The sequence below is a fragment of the Kitasatospora sp. NPDC056651 genome (genome assembly GCF_042792155.1).
Lineage (GTDB): Bacteria > Actinomycetota > Actinomycetes > Streptomycetales > Streptomycetaceae > Kitasatospora.
The window spans coordinates 22,519-29,945 of record NZ_JBHTWX010000114.1 but is presented as its reverse complement, the minus strand read 5'-3'; the positions used below and the strand labels follow the sequence as shown (position 1 = coordinate 29,945).

The 7,427-nt window shown below is 73.7% G+C and carries 4 protein-coding genes; 2 read left to right on the top strand and 2 right to left on the bottom strand.

Annotated elements, in window-relative coordinates:
• Positions 1-178: 178 nt before the first annotated feature.
• Positions 179-616: a GtrA family protein gene (locus ACFRAR_RS32075; RefSeq protein WP_380702628.1), complete on the bottom strand. Its 438-nt coding sequence runs from the start codon at positions 614-616 to the stop codon at positions 179-181.
• 80 nt (positions 617-696) lie between these two features.
• On the opposite strand from ACFRAR_RS32075, the gene ACFRAR_RS32070 reads away from it, so the two are divergent.
• The gene (locus tag ACFRAR_RS32070; RefSeq protein WP_380702626.1) at positions 697-2,265 is read left to right on the top strand and encodes a DUF2142 domain-containing protein; all 1,569 of its coding nucleotides are present in this window, start codon (positions 697-699) and stop codon (positions 2,263-2,265) included.
• A gap of 71 nt (positions 2,266-2,336) precedes the next feature.
• Here ACFRAR_RS32070 and ACFRAR_RS32065 read toward each other — a convergent pair whose 3' ends face one another.
• Complete coding sequence (locus tag ACFRAR_RS32065) at positions 2,337-4,016, bottom strand: chitinase (RefSeq protein ID WP_380702624.1); 1,680 nt, start codon at positions 4,014-4,016, stop codon at positions 2,337-2,339.
• 200 nt (positions 4,017-4,216) lie between these two features.
• Between ACFRAR_RS32065 and ACFRAR_RS32060 the strand changes: the two genes are divergently transcribed.
• Entirely contained in the window at positions 4,217-7,423 is a 3,207-nt protein-coding gene (locus ACFRAR_RS32060; RefSeq protein WP_380702622.1) for a S41 family peptidase, read from the top strand.
• Positions 7,424-7,427 lie beyond the last annotated feature (4 nt).

Below are 7,427 nucleotides of genomic sequence, written 5' to 3'. Positions count from 1 at the left end.
GCGGTAGGCCCCGGGGGTTGGGGGGGGGCCTTCCGGCGTTTCCGTGGCGCGCGGCGACCGGCGCCGCGGCTTTCCGTTCGACTCCCGCTGACGCGGGAGTCCCGTGATTGCGACCTGTTTCGCCACCCGTTCCGGCACGGCCCCCACCCGGCGGGCGGGATGAATCCGACAGATCGGATCAGCTGGTCTTGAATACCCAGTGCTTGTAGCCGAGGAAGTTCGCCACCGAGAGAACGCCGAGCACCAGGGCCCTGGCAATCAGGTAATAGACACCCATCTTCACGAGCCCGCCGACCAGAAGTACGGTGCCGATCCAGTTGCCGCCCGCCATGACCAGATAGCGAACGGTCTGTCCGCCGATCGGGGAGGTGCTTTCGAACGCCCACAACCGGTTCAACAGGAAGTTGGTGACGAAACCGGCAAGTACGGCCCCGAACGTGGCCAGCGCCAGCTGGACATGGGACACGCCGTGGAGCACGTACAACGTCCCCATGTCGACGGTCGTGCTGACACCGCCGGCGAACAGAAATCTCACCACGCGGTTGCCCAGAAGTCTGGTAAGTCCCCCCTTCGCACTCGGCTCGGACCCTGCATGCGTCGAATCAAGTGCAGTCACAGTCGCACATGCTAGAGGTTTCCCGGGCCTCCACCGCACTCGGGTCCCGGCGGTTCGGACCGCCCGACTATCTTGGTGCGGTGCCTGATTACTCCTCCGCCGTCACGTCGCGGCCGCAATCCCCCGCACCCCGGATCCGCCGTGGCCGTGCGCGGGGTGCGGCCCGGTCGTGGTTCCGCCCCACCTGGTGGCTCCCTTTCCTCGGGTTCTTCCTCCTGTGTGCCGGCTGGGCGCTCGCCGCTCCGTACGACGCCAGCCCCGACGAGGCCCAGCACATCATCAGGGCGGCCGCCGTCGCCCGGGGTGAGATCGCGCCGAAGCCCGAGATGGTGCCCAGCGGCACCGGCGCCTACCAGAACGTCCCGGCCACGCTGGTCCGGGACAACTGCTGGGCGTTCGACGCCGCCGTCTCCGCGGCGTGCGCGAAGGCGCCCGAAGGGGACGAGCACGTGGTGCGGGCGGCGACCCGCGCCGGCCGGTACAACCCGGTCTTCTACGCCGTGGTCGGCTGGCCGCTGGCCCTCTGGCCGAACTGGCTGGGCGTCACCCTGGCCAGGCTGATCGGCGCGGGCCTGGTCTCGGCGCTGCTCGCGAGCGCCGCGCACAGTGCCGCCGCCTGGACCAGGCACCGGATCATGGGCGCCGGCGTCCTGGTCGCGGTGACCCCGATCACCGTCCACCTGTCCGGCTCGGTCAACCCCAACGGGGTCGAGATCGCGGCCGGCATGGCCCTGATCGCCGCCCTGATACCGACGATGCTGGACCCGGAGCAGCCGCTGCGCCGCGCGGCGATGGTCCAGATCGGGATCGCCGGCTCCGTGCTCATGACCCTGCGCGCGCTCGGGCCGCTCTGGTGCGCGGCGATCGTCGGGATCATGCTGGTCCCCGCGAAGCGGGAACGGCTGCGGGCCCTGCTGCGCTTCCGGCCGTTCTGGTGGGCCGCGGGCGCGCTGACCGTCACCGGGGCCGCCGGCGCCCTGTGGACCGTCGTCATGAAGACCTCCGAGCTGTCCCCCGTCGGCGGTGGCGACATCACCTTCGCCCAGGCCTTCCGGCACGAGGTGGTCGTGCAGTGGGCCGGCTACATGCAGGAGATGATCGGCATCCCGTCGTGGCTCGACACCCGGCTGCCGAACACCCCCTACTACCTCTGGTACCTGGCGCTGGGCGTCCTCGCGCTCGCCGGGTTCGCCTTCGCGGGCTGGGCCGACCGCTGGCGGCTGTTCGCCTTCGCCGCGGTGCCCTTCGCCGTCGTCACGCTGTCCGACTCGTTCGCCGCGGCCAAGGTCGGCTTCGCCGGCCAGGGCCGGTACCTGCTTCCGGTGGCCGTCGGCGTTCCGCTGCTCGGCGCGTTCCTGCTGGGCCGCAGCGGCGTGCTCGACCGGGCCCGGTCGGCCTCGCTGTTCCGCGTCCTCGCCGTCCTGGTGCTGCCGCTCCAGCTGGTCTTCCTCGGCTACACCATGATCCGCTGGCAGGCCGGGCAGGGGATCGCGCTCACCTACACCCCGGTGAACCCGCTGAACGGGACCTGGCACCCGCCGGCCGGCTCGGGCACCGCGCTGGCCGCCGCCGCCGTGGGCTGCCTGCTGCTCGGCGCCTGGGCCTGGACCGGCATCGGGCGCGCGAAGGACGCGGCCGTCGAGAGCTGAGGCGGACGCGACGTCCCCCTGTCCCGGGCCGGGACAGGGGGACGTCGTGTTGCCGGAGGCCGTGCGGCCGGTCAGCGGCCGAAGTAGCCGTTGAAGTTCTTGGAGAACTCCTGGCCGGCGAACCGGTCCCAGTTGATCGACCAGGTCATCAGCCCGCGCAGGTTCGGCTGGGCGCCCGCCCGCGGCACGTACGTCCCGCAGTTGGCCAGCTTGGTGAGGCAGTCGAGCGCCTTGTTCACCTCGGCCGGGGCCACGTAGCCGTTGCCCGCGTTGGTGGTGGCCGGCATGCCGATGGCCAGCTTGGAGGCGGGCAGCGCCGGGAACATGTTGTTCGTGTTGCCCGCCACCGGGAAGCCCTTGAGCAGCATGTCGGTCATCGCGACGTGGAAGTCGGCGCCGCCCATCGAGTGGTACTGGTTGTCCAGGCCCATGATGGAGCCGGAGTTGTAGTCCTGGACGTGCAGCAGGGTCAGGTCGTCGCGCAGCGCGTAGATGACCGGCAGGTACGCCCCGGCCCGCGGGTCCTGGCCGCCCCAGGGGCCCGATCCGTAGTACTGGTAGCCGAGTTGGACGAAGAAGGTCTCCGGCGCCATGGTCAGCACGAAGCCCGGGCCGTACTTGGCCTTGAGGGTCTTCAGCGCGGAGATCAGGTTGACGATGACCGGGCTGGTCGGGTTCTTGAAGTCGGTGTCACCGGTGTTGAGGGAGAGCGAGTGCCCCTCGAAGTCGATGTCCAGGCCGTCCAGGCCCCACTTGTCGATGATCGCCGAGACCGAGCTGACGAAGGTGTCCCGGGCGGCGGTGGTGGTCAGCTGGACCTGGCCGTTCTGGCCGCCGATCGAGATCAGCACCTTCTTGCCCTGGGCCCGCTTGGCGGCGATGGCGGCCTTGAACTCGTCGTCCGACTCCACGCTCGGGCACTCGGTGGCCGGGCAGCGGTTGAAGCGGATGTCGCCGGAGGTGACGGAGGTGGGCTCGCCGAAGGACAGGTCGATGATGTCCCAGGAACTCGGGACGTCGGCCATCCGGGTGTAGCCGGCGCCGTTCGCGAAGCTCGCGTGCAGGTAGCCGACCAGGGAGTGGCTGCCGACGGGCGGGGGCGTGGTGGGCGGCGGGGTGGTGGGCGGAGGCGTGGTGGTCGGCGGCGGGGTCGTGGGCGGCGGGGTGGTCGGCGGCGGCGTGGTGGGCGTCACCGTCGGTGTGGGCGTCGGGCTGGGGGCGCCCGGGCCGTCCAGCGAGATGTCGTCCGCGTAGTAGGTGCCCTGGCCGTACCAGCCGTGGGTGTAGACCGTGGCGCTGGTCTGGGTGGCGCCGGTGGTGAAGCTGAGGCTGAGCTTCTGGTACGAGCCGCCGGTGCCCGGCGTCCAGGTGCTCGGGCCGCCGCCGTCCACGCCCAGGTAGACGTACGAGCCCTGGACCCAGGCGCTGAGCGTGTAGGTGGTGTTCGGGGCGACGGTGACGGTCTGGGAGCACTGGGCGGTGTCGCCGGCCGTGGCGGCCGCGGCGAGCGCGCGGCTGCCGCTGTGCACCGGGCTGGTGACGACGCTGCCGGAGTTGCCGGAGCAGCTCCAGGGGCCGAGCGAGCCGGACTCGAAGCCGCCGTTGGACAGGAACTCGCCGGCCGAGGCGGCGGGCGCCAGGCCGAGCGTGACGCCGACCAGGGTGGCCGCGGCGACGGCGGAGGCGGTGCCGGCGGCGAGGGCCGCGCGGCGGCCGGTGGCCGGAGTTCCGGAGGTGGGTGTTCTGCGCATGCGGGTGCTCCTGCGATGGCGCGGTCGTGGGGGACGTCCGAGGGCACGCCGGAGCACGCGCCAGTGGGGGGAACGGCCCGGCCTGGCACCCAAGTTGGACTAGACCACTGAAGTGGATACGGCCGTACGGTGTCAATGGTCCAGACCGGTCCCCGCCCGCTCCGGTTGCCGGAGGTGACACCCCGTCGAAGGATGGAGGGGTGACCCCGCCCGGCTACCTCCGCCACCCCCACCTGCACGGCGGCCTGCTCACCTTCACCGCCGAGGACGACGTCTGGATCGCCCCGCTGGACGCCGACGCCACCGGCACCGGCCGGGCCTGGCGGGTCGGCTGCGACCGCACCAGGGTCAGCCACCCCCGCTTCTCCCCCGACGGCACCACCCTCGCCTGGACCAGCTGGCTCGGCCTGACCCCCGAGGTGTGGACCGCCCCGGTCGACAGCGGCCCGGCGGGCCGGCTCAGCTTCTGGGGCAGCCAGGACACCCGGGTGCGCGGCTGGCTGCCGGACGGCGAGGTGCTGGCCGTCACCTCCTACCACGAGCCCTTCGGCCACTACACCTGGGCGCACTCCCTGCCGCCGGACGGCTCCCCCGGCCGCCGGATGCCCTGGGGACCGGTCGGCGACGCCCAGATGAGCCGCGAGCGGACCGTCCTGCTCACCGGCGCCGCGCCGCACGAACCCGCCGCCTGGAAGCGCTACCGGGGCGGCGCCACCGGCCGGCTCTGGGTGGACGGCGAGCGGATCCTGCCCGAACACGCCGGGCACCTCGCCGCACCCATGCCGGTCGGCGGCCGGATCGCCTTCCTCTCCGACCACGAGGGCATCGGCAACGTCTACTCCTGCCGCCCGGACGGCACCGACCTGCGCCGGCACACCGACCACGCCTCCTACTACGCCCGCGAGGCCGCCACCGACGGCACCCGGATCGTCTACCAGCACGCCGGCGACCTCTGGCTGCTGGACGACCTGGCCGCCCCCGCCCCGCGCCGGCTGCGCGTCCCGCTCGGCGGCGCCCGGGCCGGCCGCCGCCCGTACCAGATCAACGCCGCCGGGCAGGTCAAGGACCTGGCCTGCGACCGGACCGGCCGGACCGGGCTGATCACCGTGCGCGGCAGCCAGTACTGGCTCACCCACAGGGACGGCCCGGCCCGCGCGCTCGCCGACACCCCCGGGGTGCGCACCCGGCTGCCGGTGGTGCTCGGGCACACCGGCGAGGCGGCCTGGATCACCGACGCCGAGGGCGCCGACGCGATCGAGGTGGTGCCGCTGCCCGGGCACGACGGCGCGGACCGGAAGCACCACCGCCGGGTGGTCGCCGCCGGGCGGATCGGCCGCGTCCTGGAACTCACCGCCGCCCCCGACGGCAGCCGGCTCGCCGCCGCCACCTCGGACGGCCGGCTGCTGCTGGTCTCCGCCGCCGACGGCGAGGTGCGCGAGGTGGCCGCCTCCGGCTACGGGCCGGTCGCCGGCGCCCGCTTCTCCCCCGACTCGCACTGGATCGCCTGGTCCGAGCCGGTCGCCGGACGCTCGCTGCGCCGCATCAGGCTCACCCGCGCCGACGCGCCCGGTGCCACCACCGACGTCACCGAGGGCCGGTTCGAGGACGAGCAGCCGGTGTTCACCCGGGACGGCCGCTACCTGGCCTTCCTCTCCTGGCGCGGCTTCGACCCGGTCCACGACGTGCACACCGGCGACCTCTCCTTCCCGCTCGGCTGCCGCCCGTACCTCGTCCCGCTCGCCGCCGACACCCCCTCGCCGTTCACCGCCCCGGCCGAGGACGGCGCCCCGCACGACGGCGGTGACGGCGCCGTCCGGGTCGATCCGGAGGGCATCGGCGAGCGGCTGCTCCAGTTCCCGGTGATCTCCTCCAAGTACTCGGCCACCGACGCGGTGCGCGGCGGCCTGGTCTGGCTGCGCTGGCCGATCTCCGGCACCCTCGGACAGACCTTCGCCAGCCCCGAGGACACCTCCGGGCGCCCCTCACTGGAGCACTTCGACCTCGTCCGGGGCACCCGCACCACGCTCGTGGAGAAGCTGGACGGCTACGCGGTCTCCGGGGACGGCGGCTCGATCGCGGTCTACTCGGCCGGAACGCTGCGGGTGATCCCGGTCGGCGCCCCCTCCGCCGGGATCACCGTCGACCTGCGCCGGATCACCCACACCGTGCACCCGGCCGCCGAGTGGCGCCAGGCCTACCACGAGGCGGCCCGGATCGTCCGGGACCAGTTCTGGGACGAGCGGATGTCCGGCCTGGACTGGCCCGCGCTGGTCGCCCAGTACGAGCCGCTGCTGGACCGGATCTGCTCCCCCGACGACTTCGCCGACCTGCTGCGCGAACTCCTCGGCGAACTCGGCACCTCGCACGCCTACGTCACCCCCTCCCGGCGCGCCGAGGGCCCCACCCTCGCCCAGCAGCCGCTCGGCCTGCTCGGCGCCAACGCCCACCGCTCCCCCGACGGCCGCTGGCTGGTCGACCGGGTGCTGCCCGGCGAGACCTCCGACCCGCGCGCCCGCGCCCCGCTGGCCGCCCAGGGCGTCCGGGACGGCGACGAGTTCCTGGAGGTCGGCGGCCGCCCGGTGGACCCGCTGCGCGGACCGCTGCCGCTGCTGGCCGGCACCGGCGGCACCACGCTCGAACTGGCCCTGCGCGGCGCCCCGGACGGCCCGGCGCGACGGATCGTGATCACCCCCCTGACCGACGAGCGGCCCCTCCGCTACCAGGACTGGGTGGCCAAACGGCGCTCCCTGGTCCGGGAGTTCAGCGACGGACGGTGCGGCTACCTGCACATCCCGGACCTCGGCGGCTCCGGCTGGGCGCAGTTCAACCGGGACCTGCGGCGCGAGCTGGACAAGCCCGCCCTGGTGCTGGACGTGCGCGGCAACGCCGGCGGCAACGTCTCCGAACTGGTCCTGGAGAAGCTCACCCGGCACGTCCTCGCCTGGGACTTCACCCGGGACCGCCGGCCCGTCCGCTGGCCCCGGCACGCCCCGCGCGGGCCCCTGGTGGCGCTGGCCGACGAGGCCACCAGCTCGGACGGCGACGTGATCATCGCGGCGATCAAGCTGCTCGGGCTCGGCCCAGTGGTCGGCACCCGCACCTGGGGCGGGGTGGTCGGGATGAGCGGGCGGCACACCCTCGGCGACGGCACCCAGATCTCGGTGCCGAAGAACGCCTCCTGGTTCGGCGGCGGGCTCGGCTGGTCGGTGGAGAACCGGGGCGTCGAACCGGACGTGCACGTGCTGCGCACCCCGCGCGACTGGGCCCGGGGGCGCCACCCCGAGCTGACCGCCGCCGTCCAGCTGGCCCTGGACCTGTTGGAGGACACGCCCGCCGCGGCGCCCCCGCCGGAGTCCACGCCCCGGCCGGACCTGCGGCGCCCGCCGCTGCCGCCGCGAACGGGCTGAGCTC

What these genes read in the sequence shown, in the direction of transcription:
- ACFRAR_RS32065 (WP_380702624.1), bottom strand. Translation starts at nt 4,016, where the DNA reads ATGCGCAGAACACCCACCTCCGGAACTCCGGCCACCGGCCGCCGCGCG.